General features: G+C 56.0%; 16 protein-coding genes. 12 read left to right on the plus strand and 4 right to left on the minus strand.

All coding sequences use genetic code 11. From position 1 onward, the window contains the following. The first annotated feature begins 51 nt into the window (after window positions 1-51). Genes AC1RSM_RS02870 through AC1RSM_RS02885 form a run of 4 tightly spaced genes read left to right on the plus strand, consistent with a single transcriptional unit; the run spans window position 52 to window position 3,680 of the window. Window positions 52-966, plus strand: coding sequence for a TrbG/VirB9 family P-type conjugative transfer protein (locus tag AC1RSM_RS02870; RefSeq protein WP_492929294.1), 915 nt, complete (start codon window positions 52-54; stop codon window positions 964-966). Continuing rightward, window positions 963-1,805 carry a hypothetical protein gene (locus AC1RSM_RS02875; RefSeq protein WP_492929297.1) on the plus strand — a complete coding sequence of 281 codons (843 nt, stop codon included), beginning with the start codon at window positions 963-965 and terminating at the stop codon, window positions 1,803-1,805. Before AC1RSM_RS02870 ends, AC1RSM_RS02875 begins: the two co-directional genes overlap by 4 nt. After that, window positions 1,802-3,115, plus strand: coding sequence for a hypothetical protein (locus AC1RSM_RS02880; protein ID WP_492929300.1), 1,314 nt, complete (start codon window positions 1,802-1,804; stop codon window positions 3,113-3,115). Before AC1RSM_RS02875 ends, AC1RSM_RS02880 begins: the two co-directional genes overlap by 4 nt. Beyond that, the gene (locus AC1RSM_RS02885; RefSeq protein ID WP_492929302.1) at window positions 3,108-3,680 is read left to right on the plus strand and encodes a hypothetical protein; all 573 of its coding nucleotides are present in this window, start codon (window positions 3,108-3,110) and stop codon (window positions 3,678-3,680) included. The genes AC1RSM_RS02880 and AC1RSM_RS02885 overlap by 8 nt, the downstream gene beginning before the upstream one ends. 327 nt (window positions 3,681-4,007) lie before the next feature. Here AC1RSM_RS02885 and AC1RSM_RS02890 read toward each other — a convergent pair whose 3' ends face one another. Continuing rightward, window positions 4,008-5,240, minus strand: coding sequence for a urate hydroxylase PuuD (locus tag AC1RSM_RS02890; protein WP_492929303.1), 1,233 nt, complete (start codon window positions 5,238-5,240; stop codon window positions 4,008-4,010). Between the two features lie 58 nt (window positions 5,241-5,298). After that, window positions 5,299-5,652, minus strand: coding sequence for a hydroxyisourate hydrolase (gene uraH, locus AC1RSM_RS02895; protein WP_492929305.1), 354 nt, complete (start codon window positions 5,650-5,652; stop codon window positions 5,299-5,301). A 283-nt stretch (window positions 5,653-5,935) separates the two neighbouring features. Between uraH and AC1RSM_RS02900 the strand changes: the two genes are divergently transcribed. The 7 genes from AC1RSM_RS02900 to trmD all read left to right on the plus strand — a co-directional run bounded on the left by AC1RSM_RS02900 (window position 5,936) and on the right by trmD (window position 12,612). Next, complete coding sequence (locus AC1RSM_RS02900) at window positions 5,936-6,613, plus strand: GntR family transcriptional regulator (RefSeq protein WP_492929307.1); 678 nt, start codon at window positions 5,936-5,938, stop codon at window positions 6,611-6,613. An 11-nt stretch (window positions 6,614-6,624) separates the two neighbouring features. Next, window positions 6,625-7,560, plus strand: coding sequence for an allantoinase PuuE (puuE, locus tag AC1RSM_RS02905; RefSeq protein ID WP_492929309.1), 936 nt, complete (start codon window positions 6,625-6,627; stop codon window positions 7,558-7,560). A gap of 284 nt (window positions 7,561-7,844) precedes the next feature. Then, window positions 7,845-10,472, plus strand: a complete 2,628-nt coding sequence (gene alaS / locus AC1RSM_RS02910; RefSeq protein WP_492929311.1) for an alanine--tRNA ligase — start codon at window positions 7,845-7,847, stop codon at window positions 10,470-10,472. Beyond that, window positions 10,472-10,726, plus strand: a complete 255-nt coding sequence (locus tag AC1RSM_RS02915; protein ID WP_492929313.1) for a sulfurtransferase TusA family protein — start codon at window positions 10,472-10,474, stop codon at window positions 10,724-10,726. The genes alaS and AC1RSM_RS02915 overlap by 1 nt, the downstream gene beginning before the upstream one ends. A gap of 142 nt (window positions 10,727-10,868) precedes the next feature. Further along, the gene (gene rpsP / locus AC1RSM_RS02920) at window positions 10,869-11,129 is read left to right on the plus strand and encodes a 30S ribosomal protein S16 (RefSeq protein ID WP_492929315.1); all 261 of its coding nucleotides are present in this window, start codon (window positions 10,869-10,871) and stop codon (window positions 11,127-11,129) included. A gap of 32 nt (window positions 11,130-11,161) precedes the next feature. Next, window positions 11,162-11,761, plus strand: a complete 600-nt coding sequence (gene rimM, locus AC1RSM_RS02925; RefSeq protein ID WP_492929317.1) for a ribosome maturation factor RimM — start codon at window positions 11,162-11,164, stop codon at window positions 11,759-11,761. 92 nt (window positions 11,762-11,853) lie between these two features. Next, the gene (trmD, locus tag AC1RSM_RS02930; RefSeq protein WP_492929319.1) at window positions 11,854-12,612 is read left to right on the plus strand and encodes a tRNA (guanosine(37)-N1)-methyltransferase TrmD; all 759 of its coding nucleotides are present in this window, start codon (window positions 11,854-11,856) and stop codon (window positions 12,610-12,612) included. Window positions 12,613-12,686: 74 nt separating this feature from the next. On the opposite strand, the gene AC1RSM_RS02935 is transcribed toward trmD, so the two are convergent. Then, on the minus strand, window positions 12,687-13,655 hold the full coding sequence (locus AC1RSM_RS02935; RefSeq protein ID WP_492929321.1) for a DMT family transporter: 969 nt from the start codon (window positions 13,653-13,655) through the stop codon (window positions 12,687-12,689). A 76-nt stretch (window positions 13,656-13,731) separates the two neighbouring features. Between AC1RSM_RS02935 and AC1RSM_RS02940 the strand changes: the two genes are divergently transcribed. Continuing rightward, complete coding sequence (locus AC1RSM_RS02940) at window positions 13,732-14,604, plus strand: LysR family transcriptional regulator (RefSeq protein ID WP_492929322.1); 873 nt, start codon at window positions 13,732-13,734, stop codon at window positions 14,602-14,604. A gap of 226 nt (window positions 14,605-14,830) precedes the next feature. Here the strand turns inward: AC1RSM_RS02940 and AC1RSM_RS02945 are convergent, their stop codons facing one another. Continuing rightward, the gene (locus tag AC1RSM_RS02945; RefSeq protein ID WP_492929324.1) at window positions 14,831-17,683 is read right to left on the minus strand and encodes a valine--tRNA ligase; all 2,853 of its coding nucleotides are present in this window, start codon (window positions 17,681-17,683) and stop codon (window positions 14,831-14,833) included. Between the last annotated feature and the right edge of the window lie 100 nt (window positions 17,684-17,783).

Consider the following 17,783-nt stretch of genomic DNA (forward strand, 5'->3'; position numbering starts at 1 on the left):
TAAACCCCATGCCCTTCAAGGGACATGGGGTTTTTTCTTTGGGTGTCTGCCATGTGTTTTTCTGCCCGTTTTTTCGTACTGATGCTGTGTTGGCTGGGCCTGTCTGCATGTCAGATAGGACGGGGGCCTGATGGCCTTTTGGCCGACCCAGGCGCCCGCGTCTTTAACTTTGATTGGCGCTTGTCAGGCGATCCTCAAGTAGGCCCTCTGCAGATTTTTGACAATGGAGTGCGTACCTGGCTGCATTTTGCGCCTGAGCAGATTCTGCCAGCGGTATTTGGACGGCGAAATGGGCAGGAAATACTCTTGTCTTTAAAACCGTCGGGGCAGTTTCAGCTTGTGGATGATGTATGGCCGGATCTTGTTTTTCGAGCGGGGCGGGCAGAGGCCAAGGCCAGTCCAGTGATCGAAGCAGCAAAAGCGGGCGGTCCGGGAGCCGGCATGGCTCAACAGGGCTCAGCATCCCCAAAGCTCTCTTTGGAGGAAGCCTCCTTACCTCCAAGCCCTATCCAGCAGCTCGCCCCTGCATCAAGTAGAGGCGAGCAAGGGGTAGTGCTTGCGCAGGAGGGCGCTGCAGCGTCTGTGGGGCTGGTAGCAGCGCAGTCATTCAAGCCTAGCTCCACGCTGATGCAAGTACAGGCGCAGGCTCTGGATGAGAAACCCTCGGTTCTGCCTGTGTTCGAGCTGCGCCTGAAAGACAGAACCCTGCGCCAAGCGCTGATGCGCTGGGCCAAACAGGCTAAATGGGTGTTTGGTTCCGAGCACTGGAATGTAGAGGTTGATTTTCCTATCAAGGCGGCCGCCCATTTTGAAGGAGGTTTTGAGTCGGCCGTTGCACAGTTGCTGGCTGCCGCGCAACTCAATGGCCATCCTTTACAAGCCTGTTTTTATTCCAATCAGGTTTTACGGATTCTAGATGGGGCGCAAGATTGTGACCCGGGAGCTGCACCGGAGGGCCGGCCATGAGGCGGTTTTTTCTGGTGGGGGCGGTTCTTCTGCTGGCCGCTTGTTCATCGCTATCCTCTGATCACTATGTGAATCAGCCCTGGCTGGAGAGTGCGATACCTCTGGAAGAGGAAGCAAGAGAGCCGTTCGGGCCTGCTGCGCAGTCCGTGAATAAGCCTTGGCTGCTCGGGGCGGCACAGCCCTTGAAACCATCCCCCGTTTTGCCTGCAATATTGCGCTCTACTCAGACCTTCAGCTTTTCTTTGGAGGAAGCTCTACCGTCTTTGGATGAGATGGCGCGCCGACTGTCTCAGTTGTCTGAGCTGCAGGTGACAATCAGCCCAGAAGCCCGTTTGCCCTTGGCGCATTTTTTGCCGCGCTTAAACGTAGATGAGGGCGTAGGGAAAGAGCCGTTACAGCAGGGCGGCCTGATTCTGGAGCAACTGCGCTTGCCGGAGCTGCTCAATCGTCTTGCCACGGCATACAGCGTGAGCTGGCGTTACCAGCAAGGGCGAATCGAGCTTTACCGAACTGAGACACGGCAGTTTCATTTGCCCACGTCCGTCGGTGCTTTAGCACTGGAAGCGTTAAACAAGCAGTTAAGCACAGGCCCAGTACCGCCTGAGTCGGTGTCAGGAGAGGGGCAGGGCGCGGCTGGTCTACAAAACCTGATAGAGCCCTTTTTGTCCCGCGCAGGCACCTTCAAGCTTGTAAGTGGGATGCCCCCCGTTCTGCTGGTGACGGATACCCCATCGCGTTTGGACGCCTTAGGTCTGTATCTGGATCAGCAGGCTGCACAACTTGTAGGGCGCCGGGGAGTAGCAAGAGAAGAGGCCGCGCTGAATAGGGGGCCGAGATGAGAGCTGATTATCCTGCCCGGGAGTACTGGTTCGGTTTGCAATGGTCCAATACAGCGCCGGGGGCGCGCTGGACTCATGCCCGGCAGGCAGGACAAGCACACTGGGTCTGCTCTATGGAGCCGGGCTTACAAGCTATTGCCTGGACTCCAGAAAAATGGCTTAAAAGCAGGCGAACTCGTTCTGTATTGCGCTTGGCGCAAAAAGGGCCACAGCGGGGCAGCTTGAAAAGGGTGCAAGCCTATTCTGCAGCAGCTTGTCTGGCTGCTCACCATCCCAAACAAAACGTGATGCTTTTGTGGGCGGTGGCGCCCGGCCTATTGTGGTTTCTGGTGCTGGAGCAGGGCGTGGTGGTGGAGAGCAGTGATTGCCTACTGGCTCAGCTTGAGCAGGTGCACAGCTTGCGGCAAACCATGAAGCAACGCTATCCGGACCTACGCGAATTACGACAGCCTGACGATTTATGGCTGTGCCTGGAGGAGGGCAGACGCGCGTGGGCCTGCCTGCAGCGTCAGCCAGAGAAACGACGGTGGGGTTTCAAGAAGATCCCGATACGCCTGTTGTTCTCCTCCTTGCTGGTTGCCACCCTGTCCTGGGCAGCCTTGTCTGCTGATTGGGGTGCCTGGGTAGGGGACGCAGCGGCGGGTGATGTCCAAAAGCCCAGCCCCGTTTCATCAGCCTCAGCAAGTACGCAGGCTGTCTTGAGACTGATTGAGAGCCTTCCCTATCAGGGGGCGGATTGGCAATTGCAGCAAGTTGACTGTCAACGTCAGGCTCTTATGTGGGAGTGCCAAGCCCGGTATGGGTTTGAGCAAGTTCAAAGCTTCAGTGTGGCCATGCAAAACCAAATTCGTGGGTCTACAAATAGGCTGGAATTGATGGCGCAAGGGCAGGCAAGCCTGACACTCAGGCAGCCTTATGTAGAGCAGATAGATGGCTTGCCTTTGCTTGCTCAGCCTCCTGATCTGTTTAGCGAGCTTGCCACCTTGCAGCCCGTCTTTATGCAGCTATCGCTTGATGCTGCTCGCCTGCTTGGGGATGACGATGCAGTTGGTGAGGCAGGGCAAGCAAAATGGCGTAGAGCATGGCGCAGCCAGTCACCGCTGCGCTCGGCTTACTTGCTTGCTGAACAGCTACCCGAATTGCAATGGCACACGCTTAGGCTCAGGCTGGAGTCGCAATCGTATCCCTCGCTGCTGGGCAGCGCGTTTATCGTGGAGTTGGAAGGCTATGTCTATGAAACGACGGAGCAGCAAGCAGCAGAGCGCGCGCAGATATTTGAGCATTCTGTTTGGGATGCTGCCGATGTGTAGCGTGTCCGCTCAGTTCGCGGACCGGAGCCTGGACTCCCACTTAGATCCAGTAGCAACGGTGGCAACTATTGTGCGCGATATGTTGTTGCTGGAAGCCGAGCAGGCTCGTCAGAACCTGTCGTCTTGCGACAGATCCCTCGCTGGCGCGAGTCAGATTGATACGGCGCTTACCGGCACCGTGCAGAGCAAGTCACCGGGGACTTTGCCGAAATTGAAAGCTATTTATGGGCGGGACACCCGTTTGCTAGCCGAAGTGCAGTACGAGGAGCGCGTGTTTTTGTTTCAGCAGGGGCAGCTTTGGCCGGTAGGTCGGGACCGGGATTCGCAGATGCGTTTACTGTCTTTGAATAGTCGTTGTATTGAGCTGGAAATGGGGTCGTCACAGGAACAAACTGAAGACCAAAGCCAAAGCCAAAGCCAAAGCCAAAGCCAAAGCCAAAGCCAAAGCCAAAGCCAAAGCCAAAGCCAAAGCCAAAGAGTGGGTCAGGGGGCAGTGCCAGTCCAGCGTTCAGTTTATGCCCCGGAGCCTGCTTCACACGTCACGAAACTGTGTTTGCCTTCATGACGGGTATTAGCTTATTTGAAATCTTGGTTTGGTTTTGTGAAGGGGGGGGGATGGATTGAAATGAGCGGCATGACAGCTAAGACGCTTGCGTGTACCAAGTGCTGCGAAAGGGGGAGCAATGGCAGCCAGCGTCGTAGCTCAAGTGATGTTGAGGGCAGCATTCAGAGCAGCTCTGACTAATTCCAGTCACCAGGTCATGACGTCTGCTGAATGGAGCCTAGTGCAGCCAGTTTTTAATACAAAAAACCCCGATACGATTTTCATCATATCGGGGTTGGAAGTTACTACGGAGCTAATTGCTCAGTCAGGCTTAAGCCTTATTATGCATTAGTCGCGTTTGCCGTTCCAGGCAGCAATGTCCGCACGTTCCTCGTCGCTCATCTGAGTCATATTGCCCAAAGGCATGTACTTGGAATGAACCACGGTTTTGACTTGTTCTGCATGCAACACGGTATTGTCGATGGTGTCGAGCAACATGCCGGCAGGGGCAGCGGTAAAGCCAAAGTCAGCGTTAGGCTTGGCGGCGTGACACTGCACACATCGAGCATCCATGATTTCCTGGATACGGGCGACCTTAATGGTCTCGGATGCTTCACCGGCCTGTGGGGCACTGGCAACTTCACCTTTCAGGTTGGCAGGAGCGGCCAGGTAGCCCACGATCAGCAGCAGCACCACACCAGCAGCCGGGTAGGCAGGCTTTTTGATGCCAGCGTGCATCAGCACGAAGTATTGACGGATCAGGGCACCGGCAAAGATGAACAGCACCATGATGATCCACGCATTCGGATTGTTATACGTGAACGAGTAGTGATTGCTCAGCATCAGCAGCAAGACAGGCAGCGTGAAGTAGGTATTGTGTACCGAACGCTGTTTGCCGCGTTTGCCATCCAGCGGGTTGGGCGTTTCGCCTGCTTTCAGTGCTTTGACCATGCGGCGCTGACCGGGAATGATCCAGAAAAACACGTTAGCCGACATGCTGGTCGCCATCACGGCACCGGTCAGCAAGAAGGCTGCACGACCGGAGAAGATGTGGGCGCTCAGGTAAGCCACCACAACCATCATGATGGCAACGGCAACGCTTAACAGACCGTCACGGTTCATGTTGGGGCTGATCAGGCGGCACAGGCCGTTATAGACCACCCAACCCAAAGCCAGGAACGCGATCGCCACCACGTTGGCTTGCGTGCCGCTCATTTGCGCAGCCCATTCCCACGGGCTGCCGGGGTTGACCAAATAGAACTCGGGCTTGGTCATGTAGAGCAGGGTGAACAGGAAAAAACCGGACAGCCAGGTGGTATAGGACTTCCAGAAAGACCAGTGCAGGTCATCGGGCAGTTCAGCCGGGTTGGTCAGGTATTTCTGGTTGTGATAGAAGCCGCCGCCGTGGACAGCCCACATCTCGCCAAACACGCCGCGTTTTTTGCTTTCTTCACCTTTGGGTGGTTTCAGCCCGTTGTCCAGCATCACAAAGTAAATGGATTCGCCAATCCAGGCTACAGCGGCGATGACGTGCAACCAGCGCAGCAGCAGGTTGCCGTACTCAAGTAGGTAAGCGTACATAAAGATCTCGTATCAGAGTGGTTTCGTATAGAAGCGAAAAGTCGACTTGGATACGCGATCAGCTGCCGCGATAGGTAGACCAGGACCAGGGGGTCACAACCAGGGGTACGTGGTAGTTGGCATTGGCATCAGCAATGCCAAAGCGAATACCGACCTGATCGACAAAACGTGGCTCGGGCAGGGCCACACCGCTGGCGGCAAAGTAGTCGCCGGCATGAAACACCAGTTCAAAAACGCCCGTGTGCAGGGCCTCGCCTTGCAGCAGGGGCTCATCACAGCGACCGTCGCTATTGGTGTGGGTGGTTTTGATCAGAGTGCGTTGATCGTTTTCGATGGAATAAAGATCGACGCGCACGCCGCTGGCTGGGCGACCTTGAGTAGTGTCAAGGACATGGGTTGATAGCTTTCCCATAAATGTCTCCGGTTTATGGTGATCAAAAAAGGTCCAGCGAGCCCAGTTTTGAGAACCGGCCGGGGGCCAACGGTGCAAGGATCAGTGCGCTGGGTTGAGGCCCCGAAACTGTCGCTCTGTTTGAGGAATCAGATTGTCGACAATTTATGTTGACGATTTTGTGGGGATACCGAATAATTGTCAATAGTCAATAACGAGAAATTCTATGCTTCAGATAAGGCGGCAAGAGGGGACGACGAGCGAATCCCAAGCGCCAAGCGCCTCCTCGCTGCTAGAGGGAGGCTTGGCAGATTCAGAGGTCGGGCGTGTGTATAGCCAGATTTTTGATGCGGTGGTTGATCGGCGTCTTTTGCCCGGCACCAAACTGACCGAAGCCACACTCTGCACTATTTTCGAGTGCTCACGGGCGACTGTACGCGCGGCGCTGGCAGCACTGGAACACGACAAGATTGTGGTCATTGAACCCAATCGGGGTGCCTTTATCTGGAAGCCCACGGCCAAGCAAACACGAGACGTGTTTGAACTGCGGCGTGATCTGGAAGCATTGATCCTGAAAAAACTGATCAGCTTTCCTGATTTGCCCACGCGCCTGGCGGATTTGTATGCGCTGGTAGAACGTGAACAGCGTGCATTCGAGCAGGGCGATCGCATCAGTTGGTTGCGTCTGTCCAATGCGTTTCACGTGATGCTGGCGCGCTGCGCAGGTAATGACGAGCTGACCGAGCTGATGCACACCTTGTGCGCTCGCACCACGCTCATCATTGCGTATCACGATACGCCGGGCGAGCAGGCTTGCTCGTTTTACGAGCACAAAGAGATTTTGGACAAGCTAAGCCAGGGTGACGCCGACGGCGCGCATCTGGCTATGCATCATCACTTAAGTGATTGTGAACATCGCATGAGCGAAGCAGGTGATGGCAGTGCTGCCGATCCTTGGCTGGCACTCAGCGTAAAACGCTAAACGGAGACGGTATGTCCTTGAGTAAGTCTTACCCTCGTGACCTGATCGGTTACGGCAAAAACGCGCCCGATGCACAGTGGCCTGATCAGGCGCGCATTGCGGTGCAGTTTGTCTTGAACTATGAGGAAGGCGGTGAGAACTGCGTGCTGCACGGTGATCCAGGCTCCGAGCAGTTCCTGTCCGAGATCATTGGTGCAGCTGCATACCCGGATCGCCACTTGTCCATGGAATCCATTTACGAATACGGTTCGCGTGCGGGTGTTTGGCGGATTCTGAAAGAGTTTGAAAAACGCGATTTGCCCATGACCGTGTTCGGTGTCGGTATGGCACTGGAGCGTCACCCGGAACTGGCGCAGGAGTTCGTGCGTCTGGGTCACGAGATTGCTTGCCACGGCTATCGCTGGATTCACTATCAGAACGTGCCCGAAGAGATCGAGCGCGAGCACATGCGCCAGTGCGTGAAAGTGCTGACAGATTTGTTGGGCCACCATCCAGAAGGCTGGTACACCGGCCGCGACAGCCCCAATACCTTGCGTCTGGTCGCAGAAGAGGGCCAGTTCCTGTATAGCTCCGACTACTACGGTGATGACCTGCCTTTCTGGGCCGAAGTGCCTATGAGCGATAACAGCGTCAAGCCACAGTTGATCGTGCCCTACACTTTGGACAGCAACGATATGCGCTTTGCCGCGCCCCAGGGTTTTAACACCGGCGACCATTTCTTTTCTTACCTGAAGGACGCTTTCGACGTGCTTTACGAAGAAGGTGAAGAAGCGCCCAAGATGCTGTCCATCGGTTTGCACTGTCGTCTGATTGGTCGTCCAGGTCGCTTCCGTGCTTTGCAGCGTTTCCTGGATTATGTGCAATCGCACGAGCGCGTCTGGGTTTGCCGTCGTGTGGATATTGCTCGCCATTGGGCCGAGCATCATCCCTACCAAGCCAAGGCCTAAGCGAGTCCAGGCCAGGGTTCAGAGCGCCTGGCCTGTTCGGCCCCCATCCTGAATATGAGCAGGGTGGTTTCACATTCCGACTCCGTGGGGTCGGAATTGTTGTTTCTGCCCGCTGAAAACAGTACTATTTGACGCTTACGCAGCCGCTCGTAGAGGGAGTGTGGCGTCCTGGCTATCCACTGCTTTGCCGGGGCGGCAGGTGTTGTGCCAGCGCAGCGCGCGCATGGGCTGCAAGGCTGATCGTCTTATAATAGGCAGTTAAATTTTCCATCGCGTTGCATGTAATGAAAACCTCAGAAATTCGTCAGAAGTTTCTTTCTTTTTTTGAATCCAAGGGACATCACATTGTGTCCTCGGCTTCTCTGGTTCCAGGTAATGATCCCACCTTGCTGTTTACGAACGCAGGGATGGTGCAGTTCAAGGATGTGTTCACGGGTAAAGAAACTCGTCCCTACCATCGTGCGACCAGCTCGCAGCGCTGTGTGCGCGCCGGCGGCAAGCATAACGACCTGGAAAACGTGGGCTATACCGCCCGCCACCACACCTTTTTTGAAATGCTGGGCAACTTCAGCTTTGGTGACTACTTCAAGCATGACGCCATTCGCTATGCCTGGGAATTGCTGACGACGGTTTACAAACTGCCTGCAGAAAAACTCTGGGTCACCGTCTATCAAGAAGACGACGAGGCCTACGATATCTGGGCCTCCGAAATTGGTGTGCCCAAAGAGCGCATCATCCGCATTGGCGACAAAGGTGGCGTGCGCTACAACTCGGACAACTTCTGGCAGATGGCCGATACCGGTCCCTGTGGCCCTTGTTCGGAAATCTTTTTTGATCATGGCCCGGAAGTGTGGGGTGGCCCTCCCGGATCGGCCGAAGAAGACGGCGACCGTTACATCGAGGTCTGGAACCTGGTGTTCATGCAGTTCGAGCGCTCTGCTGACGGCACCATGACACCGCTGCCCAAGCCGTGTGTGGATACGGGCATGGGTCTGGAGCGTATTTCGGCAGTGCTGCAGCATGTGCACTCCAACTACGAAATCGACCTGTTCCAATCCCTGATTCAAGCTGCTGCACGCGAAACCAAGACCAGCGACCTGAGCAATAACTCGCTCAAGGTGATTGCTGACCATATCCGTGCTTGCAGCTTTTTGATCATTGATGGTGTTATCCCCAGCAATGAAGGCCGTGGCTACGTGCTGCGCCGCATTATTCGCCGCGCTTTGCGTCACGGTCACAAACTGGGTCAGAAAGGCTTGTTCTTCTATCGCCTGGTTCAGGACTTGGGTCAGACCATGGGCGAAGCCTATCCTGAGCTGGTTCAGCAACGCGAACGTATTGAGCAGGTGCTGCGTCAGGAAGAAGAGCGTTTCAGCGAGACTCTGGAAAACGGCATGCGCATTTTGGAAGGAGCCCTGGTTGGCTTGTCCGACAATGCCAAGCTGGATGGCCAAACGCTGTTCACCTTGTATGACACCTACGGTTTCCCTGTGGATCTGACCGCTGACATCTGTCGCGAGCGTGGCATGGATGTTGATCTGGACGGCTTTGAAGTGGCGATGGAAAACCAGCGCCAGATGGCACGTGCGTCCGGCAAGTTCAAGACTGCTGAAGGCTTGAGCTACTCGGGCGTGCAGACCCGCTTTGACGGCTACACCACGCTGGAAGGCAGCGGTACGGTAACGGCGCTGTATGTGGACGGTACGTCTGTGCAGTCGGTGGCCCAAGGCCAGCAAGCAGTGGTGGTTCTGGATGCTACGCCTTTCTACGCCGAGTCTGGTGGTCAGGTGGGTGATGCAGGTGTCTTGAGTGGCGCCGATGGCCTGTCCTTCGAGGTGCAGGACACACAAAAAATTTCCAATCAGGTTTTCGGTCACCAAGGCGTGCTGAATGCTGGCACGCTGAGCGTGGGCCAGACTGTTCAAGCTCAGGTTGATACCGAGCGTCGTGAGCGTGTGATTCGTAATCACTCGGCCACTCACTTGATGCACAAAGCCTTGCGTCAGGTGTTGGGCGGCCACGTTCAACAGCGTGGTTCCCTGGTTGATGCGGACAAGACCCGTTTTGACTTCGCTCATGATGCGGCCATGACGGCCGAGCAAATTGCTCAGGTCGAGGCCATCGTGAACGAACAGGTTTTAGCTAACGAAGCTGTACAAGCCCAACTGATGTCCTTTGACGATGCCGTAAGCGGCGGCGCCATGGCCTTGTTCGGTGAAAAGTACGGCGACGAAGTGCGCGTGCTGGATATTGGTTTTTCGCGTGAGCTGTGCGGTGGTACTCACGTTCAGCGCACGGGTGATATCGGCTTGTTCAAGATTGTCTCGGAAGGCGGTGTAGCCGCTGGCGTGCGCCGTGTTGAAGCCATTACTGGCATCAACAGCCTGCACTGGGTGCAAGCGCAGGAGCGCTTGCTGAACGACGCTTCCGCCAGCCTGCGTACCCAGCCAGACGGTCTGGTTGCCCGTATCAGTGCTTTGCAAGGTCAGATCAAGGATCTGGAGCGTGAGCGCGAGCAAATGCAGTCCAAGCTGGCCGCCTCAGCCGGTCAGGACCTGCTGGGCCAGGCCGTGGCTTTGAATGACACTAGCCGTCTCTTGGTGGCCACCCTGCAAGGTGTGGAGCCCAAGGCGCTGCGTGAAATGGCTGACCAGTTAAAGAACAAGCTGCAATCTGCCGTGATTTTGTTGTCGGCTGTTGCTGATGGCAAAGTCAGCCTGGTGGCCGGTGTGACGCCGGACCTGACCTCCAAGGTCAAGGCAGGCGATCTGGTGGGCTTTGTGGCCTCTCAGATGGGCGGCAAGGGCGGTGGTCGTCCTGACATGGCCATGGGTGGTGGTAATGATGCCAGCGTCCTGCCGCAGGCCAATGCATCCGTGCAGGCCTGGGTTGAAAGCAAGTTGGGTGCGTAATGACAGCGTCCGAGACCGGCTCTTTGCCCGATAGCGATCTGCAGGTTGATGCCAGCGGGCTGAAATGCCCCCTGCCTATCTTGCGCGCCAAGAAAGCCTTGGCGCAGCTGGAGTCCGGGCAAGTGTTGCAAGTCATCACGACGGATCAGCACGCCATTCAGGATTTTCAGGCTTTTTGTCGTCAAACCGGCAACGAATTGTTGGCTCAAGACCAGCAAGCTGAAAAAACTCTGCATTTTTTACGCCGTCGTTAAGCCGTCGGCGGTAGAATACTGCTTTGTATGTTGCGTTTCTAGCACTGAATCTGGTGTTTTGCGTGTCTCTTTTGGCATGCATACCAGAAAGGTGCTAGAATTTTTTGTTTACCGTTTACCTTACACAATAAAGGGATTATCAATGGTGGTAATTCGCTTGGCCCGTGGTGGCTCCAAAAAGCGTCCTTTTTACAACGTAGTAGCCGCCGAGGCGCGTCAACGCCGTGATGGTCGCTTCATCGAACGTCTGGGTTTCTACAACCCGGTTGCTGGCGAAGGTCATGAAAACCTGCGTCTGCAAATGGATCGCGTAAAGCACTTCACCGACAACGGTGCTCAGGTTTCGCCTGCAGTGGCTCGCCTGTTGAAAGAATACTCGGCTAAGGTTGCTTCGGCTGCCTAAGTTGATTCACCTGTTTTTTTGTAGCGTTTAGTGTGAAACAATCCGCGATTCCTGCTGACCTTGTTGAGCTGGGACGCATTGTTTCCGCTTATGGTGTGCGCGGTTGGGTTAAGATCCAACCTCATTCTATGCAGACTAAGGCGCTGCTGCATTCAAAAACATGGTGGTTAAAAACGCCCCGGCCTGATTCTCAGGCGGGCGTTTTTGCGTCTGCGTCACCCAGACAAATCCAAACCGCAAAGCAGCATGGTGCAACCATCGTGGCGCAGTTTGAAGGTCTGGATAATCGAGAGCTGGCTCAAGCTCTTAAGGGGCATACCGTTTGGGTATCCCGCGCCGCTTTTCCCAAAGCGGACGAAGATGAATTTTATTGGGTCGATCTGATCGGTTGCCGTTTCTTTGGCGAACAGGATGGCCAGCCCCAAAGCATAGGCGAAGTGGTAGAGGTACTGGATAACAGTGCTCATTCCATTTTGGTTGTGCATCGTGGCCACTGGGATGCCGAAGGCGTGTTTACGCCCGAGAAAGACGAACAGGGCAGGCCGCTTGAGGAACTCGTCCCCTTTGTGCAAGCTATTGTGCATAGCGTGGACATGACTGCTCGCGAGCTGCACAGCCACTGGGCTGTTTGATCGTTTCCATCAGATAGTCTGTGAGCCACAGCCTTTGGGTCTGAATGGCGCTCAGTGCTATTTCTACCTGCTTTTTCTCTTGCTGAGTCCTCATGCGATTTGATGCCCTGACCTTGTTCCCGGACATGTTTACTGTGGTCAGCGAGGCTGGCGTCACAGGTCGTGCGCATAAGCAGGGCATCTGGCAAATGCGTACCTGGAACCCGCGCGACTACACCACAGATGTGCACCGCACCGTGGATGACCGTCCTTATGGCGGCGGCCCAGGTATGGTCATGCTGGCCGATCCTCTGAACGATGCCTTGGATCAGGCTCTGGCGGATCGGGGCGATCAGCCAGAGGTGATTTTGCTCAGTCCTACAGGGCGGCGCTTTGACCAGTCTGTAGCTCAGGAGCTGGCTCAAGGTCCTGGTGCGGTTCTGGTTTGTGGCCGCTATGAAGGAATCGATCAACGTTTTATTGATGCGCGTATTACTCAGGAATTGTCTCTGGGTGATTTTGTGCTGTCTGGCGGGGAAATTGCTTCCTTGGCCATTATCGATAGCGTGATCCGTCTTTTGCCGGGTGTCCTGAATGATGCGGATTCTGCGCGCCAGGACTCCTTTCATGCCGATAATAGCGGCCTGTTGGACAGCCCCCATTACACCCGCCCCGAGGTTTATCGGGATCAATCTGTGCCCGACGTTCTGATGTCCGGTCACCATGGTCGTATTCAAACGTGGCGACGTGAACAGTCTTTGCGTTTGACCGCTGTGCGTCGTCCTGAGTTGATCGAGCAGGCTCGTCAGCGTGGTGAGCTCAGTAAGGCGGACGAGCGTTTTTTGGCGTCTCTGGCGTCCTTGGGCGAATAGCCTCGTAAAAAATAGTCCGCTAAACCTTAACGGCCCGTTCGCAGACGGGCCGTTTTGTATCTGGGTCGCTTTGTTCAGTCGCTTTGACCAGGTTGCAGCTCCGGTTTTTTCGTGGGAATGTCGTCCTTGATATTCAGTGTCTGTCGCCCCCAGCTCATCAAGACCATTCCGCTAATTGCCAGCAAGCCGCCGCCTACCAAGGATGGGCTCAGTGCTTCTTTAAGCCACAGGCTGGAAAACAGAACACCGAACAAAGGCACCAGTGCCAGATACGCACCTGCCGATGTTGCACCCAGAATTTTCACGCCATGCATATACCAGGCAAAGGCCAGGGCTGTGGAACCTAAGGCCAGGGCAACTATGCTGTACCAGGCTTGGACTGGGACATCAATCAGGCCGCTCCAGGCCGAGATGCCCTCGATACTCAGGCTGCAGATTGACAAGAGCAGTGCGCCAATCAGTGTGGTCATGCTGGTGGCGGTCAAAGAATCCACGCTTGTCAGCACTGTGCGGCCTATCAAGGTGTAGCTGACCCAGCACAAGGCGCAGCCTAGCAACAGCCATTCACCTATCCCGTTTTGGCCGGGAATCAGGCTGCTGATAGAACCGGTGCTGAGTGCGTACAAGGCACCAGACACGGCCATCACCACACCCAGGCCCATCTTTTTATTGACCGGCTCGCGAAAGAGTAGCGAGGCCAGAATCAGGATCAAGACCGGATTCAGGGCAACGACCATGGCTGCCTTACCTGCGGGTACTAGCTTTAGTGACAGAAGAAAGAAAATTGAATAGCCAAACACCCCAAAGACAGAAGCATTGAGCAAGCCCAGCCATTGTCTGGAGCCAAGTGTGTACAGGGTTTTCAGGCGACCGCTCCAGCTCATCCAAAGCAGCAGTGCAACGCTGGCAATCAGAAAGCGCAGGCTGGCTGCCGCCAGAGGCGGCATGGCTTGAGCCACGACGCGGCCCCAAGGCCAGGAAGCGCCCCACAGGGCGGACATGCCAATCATGCTTAGGTGTACCGAGTAATTGGGAAATTTCATTAAATCCACTATGGGGAGAATTTCAGTGGATGTACTATTTACTTTTCTGGCTTCATAGTCGAATGAGTAAATACTCATGACCTTTACTCAACTTGAAATTTTCTCTGTGCTGGCCAGAATCGGTAGCTTTTCTCGCGCAGCGACAGCCCTGGGGATTACGCAAAGTGCCGTTAGTCATGCGCTCAAGCAGTTGGAGGCAGAGCTGGGGGTGTGCCTGTTTTCGCGTAGTGTTGCTGCCGTGACCCTGACGGAAGTAGGGGCTCGATTGTTGCAGCGTGCCAATGACATCCTTCAGCAAAAAGAGGCTTTGCATCAGGAGGCCTGCTACGAGCAGGGGATTGCCCGTGGCACTTTGCGTATTGCCTCCTTTGGGGCTTCCTCGTCCTTGCACGTACTACCGCATTTATTGGCCTGCTACCGGCAAACGCATCCCGAAGTGGAAGTGCAGATTGATGAGGGTGTGGACAGCGAGGTGGCGCAGTGGTTGCTGGAGCGGCGCGTCGAGTTGGGATTCGTGATCCTGCCAGATGATCGCTTCGACTTTTTGGCAGTAGCAGAGGATGAGCTGGTTGCTGTGCTGCCTGCAGGGCATCGCTTGGCTGTCTGTGCCAGCGTGTCCGCCAGTGATTTTCATGGCTTGCCTTTTATCCGTACAGCGGCGGGCTCAGGCCCGCATGTGGATCAGTTTTTGGCTGCGGCTGGGGCTGTCCCCAAGACGCTATTTCGTTTTGAGCAATTGTCTTCTATGTTGGGGTTTGTGGCTCAGGGTGTGGCCGTGACGATTGCGGGCAGGCTGGCTTTGCCAGAACCCCCGGAGGGCGTGATCTATCGGAGTCTGGAGCCACGCCGACCGCGTGAAATTGCTTTGGCTGCATTGAATTTCGAGCGGCTTTCGCCAGCGGCTCAGGCCTTTTTGCAGATCGCTCGGAAAATGCATCGCAAGAGGTGATGCTGTAAAGACGGCTTTGCTTCTTGATGCTGCGTTGGGTGTTCTGTTTTTCTGGTGCGACTGGTTTGTGCTTGTGTGGTGTTTTCTTGTTCTTTTGCGCTGTAGGGGCAAGCAGGAGGCGTCACGGGTAAACAGAACAGTTCTGCTGCGTTGAGGGTAAATAGATGCAAAAAGGCCCTGCAGTATTGCAGGGCCTTTTCTTGTCAGCGGGGCTTAGTTCAAGCAATTAGCCCAGACGATCAAACTGCTGTTTCACCTTGGCCAGGGTTTCACCAAACTGAGCCACGCGTAGGCGCTCTTGTTCAACCACGGCGGCGGGTGCGCGTTCCACAAAGCTGGCGTTACCCAACTTGCCTTCGGCCTTGCTGATTTCGCCTTGCAGGCGTTCGATTTCCTTGGACAGACGGATACGCTCCGCTTCCACGTCGATCTCTACGTGCAGCATCAATTGGGTGGTGTCCACAACTTGCACAGGGGCACCTGCGTCGGCGGGGAGCTGGTCCACGATGTCTACGCTTTCCAGTTTGCACAAGCTGGCCAGGTAAGGGCTGTTGGCCGTCAGGATTGCGGCGTCACCTTGGGCAACCAGAGGTACACGCTGGGCCGGCGAGAGGTTCATTTCGCCACGCAGGGCGCGAATGGCGTCCACCTGGGCTTTCAGCTCGGCAACTTGGGCCACGGCCTGCTCATCGATGGCAGCAAGGTTCGCAATCGGGTAGGGCTGGACCGAAATGCTGGTGGTTTCGTCAGCAGCGCGCTTGCCAGCGACAACCGACACTTTCTGCCACAGCTCTTCCGTAATGAACGGGATGATGGGGTGCGCGACGCGCAGAACCACTTCCAGAACGCGGATCAGCGTGCGGCGGGTGCCCAGTTGTTGCTCGGGCGTGCCTTGCTGAATTTGGGTCTTGGCCAGTTCCAGGTACCAGTCGCAGTACTCGTCCCAGACATAGTGATAGATGGCGTTGGCTACGTTGTCGAAACGGTAGTCGGCAAAGCCGCGCTCAGCATCTTGCTCCAGGCCTTGCAGCAAGCTGATGATCCAGCGGTCTGCAAAGGACAGCTCGGCGGGCGCATCGGTGTGCAACTGATGGCCTTCGGTATTCATCAGCACAAAGCGGGTGGCGTTCCACAGTTTGTTGCAGAAGTTGCGGTAGCCTTCGCAACGCTTCATATCGAAGTTGATGTTGCGGCCCAGTGTGGCGTACGCCGCCATGGTGAAGCGCAGGGCATCGGTACCAAAGGCGGGAATGCCGTCTGGGTAGTCCTTTTTGGTGCGCTTGGTGATGCTTTGCGCCTGCTTGGGGTTCATCAGGCCGAAGGTGCGTTTGTGCAGCAGGCCTTCCAGGTCAATACCGTCAATCAGGTCCACCGGGTCAATCGTATTGCCCTTGGACTTACTCATCTTCTTGCCTTCCATGTCGCACACCAGGCCGTGCACATAGACGGTATGGAAAGGGACGCGGCCGGTCAGGTGCATGCTCATCATGACCATGCGGGCAACCCAGAAGAAAATGATGTCAAAGCCGGTAACCAGCACGCTGGAGGGCAGGTAGCGGGCCATGTCCGGGGTTTCTTCAGGCCAGCCCAGGTCGGTAAAGGGCACCAGGGCAGAGGAGAACCAGGTGTCCAGCACGTCCTCGTCGCGGCGCAGCGGGCCAGTCACGCCAGCGGCGCGGGCTTGCTCCAGAGCGTCTTCTTCGGAACGGGCGACAAACAGACGGCCGTCTTCGGCGTACCAGGCAGGAATCTGATGACCCCACCACAGTTGGCGCGAAATACACCAGTCCTGAATATTGTTCAGCCACTGGTTGTAGGTGTTGGACCAGTTGTCTGGGTAGAAGCGCACACGGCCATCGGACACGACATCCAGGGCAACCTGGGTGATGCTTTTGCCGGGATGCAGCGAATCTTCAGGGGCGGGCTTGCTCATGGCGACAAACCACTGGTCGGTCAGCATGGGCTCGATCACCGTATTGGTGCGGTCGCCGCGCGGCACCATCAGCTTGTGAGGTTTGACGGCGTGCAGAAAGCCTTGGGCCTCCAGGTCGGCCACAACTTGCTTGCGGGCAGCAAAGCGCTCCAGGCCTTGGTAGGCGGCTGGAGCGGTGTCGGCAATGTGAGCGTCCAGCGTCAGAATGCTGATCATCTCCAGGCCGTGACGTTGACCCACTGCGTAGTCATTGAAGTCGTGGGCGGGGGTAACCTTCACCACGCCGGTACCAAAAGCCGGGTCTACGTAGTCGTCTGCAATGATGGGGATGGAGCGGCCAACCAGTGGCAGCGTTACGGTCTGGCCAATCAGACCAAGGTAGCGCTCGTCTTCCGGGTGCACCATCAGGGCGACGTCGCCCAGCATGGTTTCAGGACGGGTGGTGGCAACTGTCAGGTGGGTCAGCCCGCCCTGAGGGGTGGTCAGCGGATAGCTGATTTCCCACAGGTGGCCGTCCTCTTCCTCGCTGACCACTTCCAGGTCAGACACCGCGGTACCCAATACGGGGTCCCAGTTCACCAGGCGTTTGCCACGGTAAATCAGGCCCTGCTCGTACAGGCGTACAAAGGTTTCCAAAACACCACGGGACAGATTGTCGTCCATGGTGAAGTATTCGCGTTCCCAGTCACAGGAAGCGCCCAGGCGGCGGAACTGGCCGGTAATTGTATTGCCCGACTTTTCTTTCCATTCCCAGACCTTGTCCAGGAATTTTTCGCGGCCCAGGTCGTGGCGGCTGATGTTTTGGGCATCCAGCTGGCGTTCCACAATAATCTGGGTGGCGATCCCGGCGTGATCTGTGCCAGGAATATAGACCGTGTCGTCGCCTTTCATGCGGTGGTAGCGCGTCAGCCCATCCATGATGGTCTGGTTAAAGGCGTGGCCCATGTGCAAGGTCCCGGTCACATTCGGTGGCGGGGACTGGATGACAAAGGGTTCGGACTGATGATCACCCAAGGGCTGGACGTGTTGGCCGCCCTTGAAAAGGCCAGCTTGTTCCCAGCGCGCATACCAGCGCGTTTCGATTTCCTGGGGTTCAAAGCTCTTGGATAACTGGTCGTCAGAGGTCGGTGCAGATGAGTTGGTCATGGTGATGCGGTCTTTTTGCCTGCCAATGCGCGTTTGGACGCCCTGTGTGGCATGACTAATCCTGGGTAAAAAACGAATGTAAGATGCACTATTTTAAGAT

The organism is Alcaligenes sp. GW821-FHT11D07 (genome assembly GCF_058808495.1).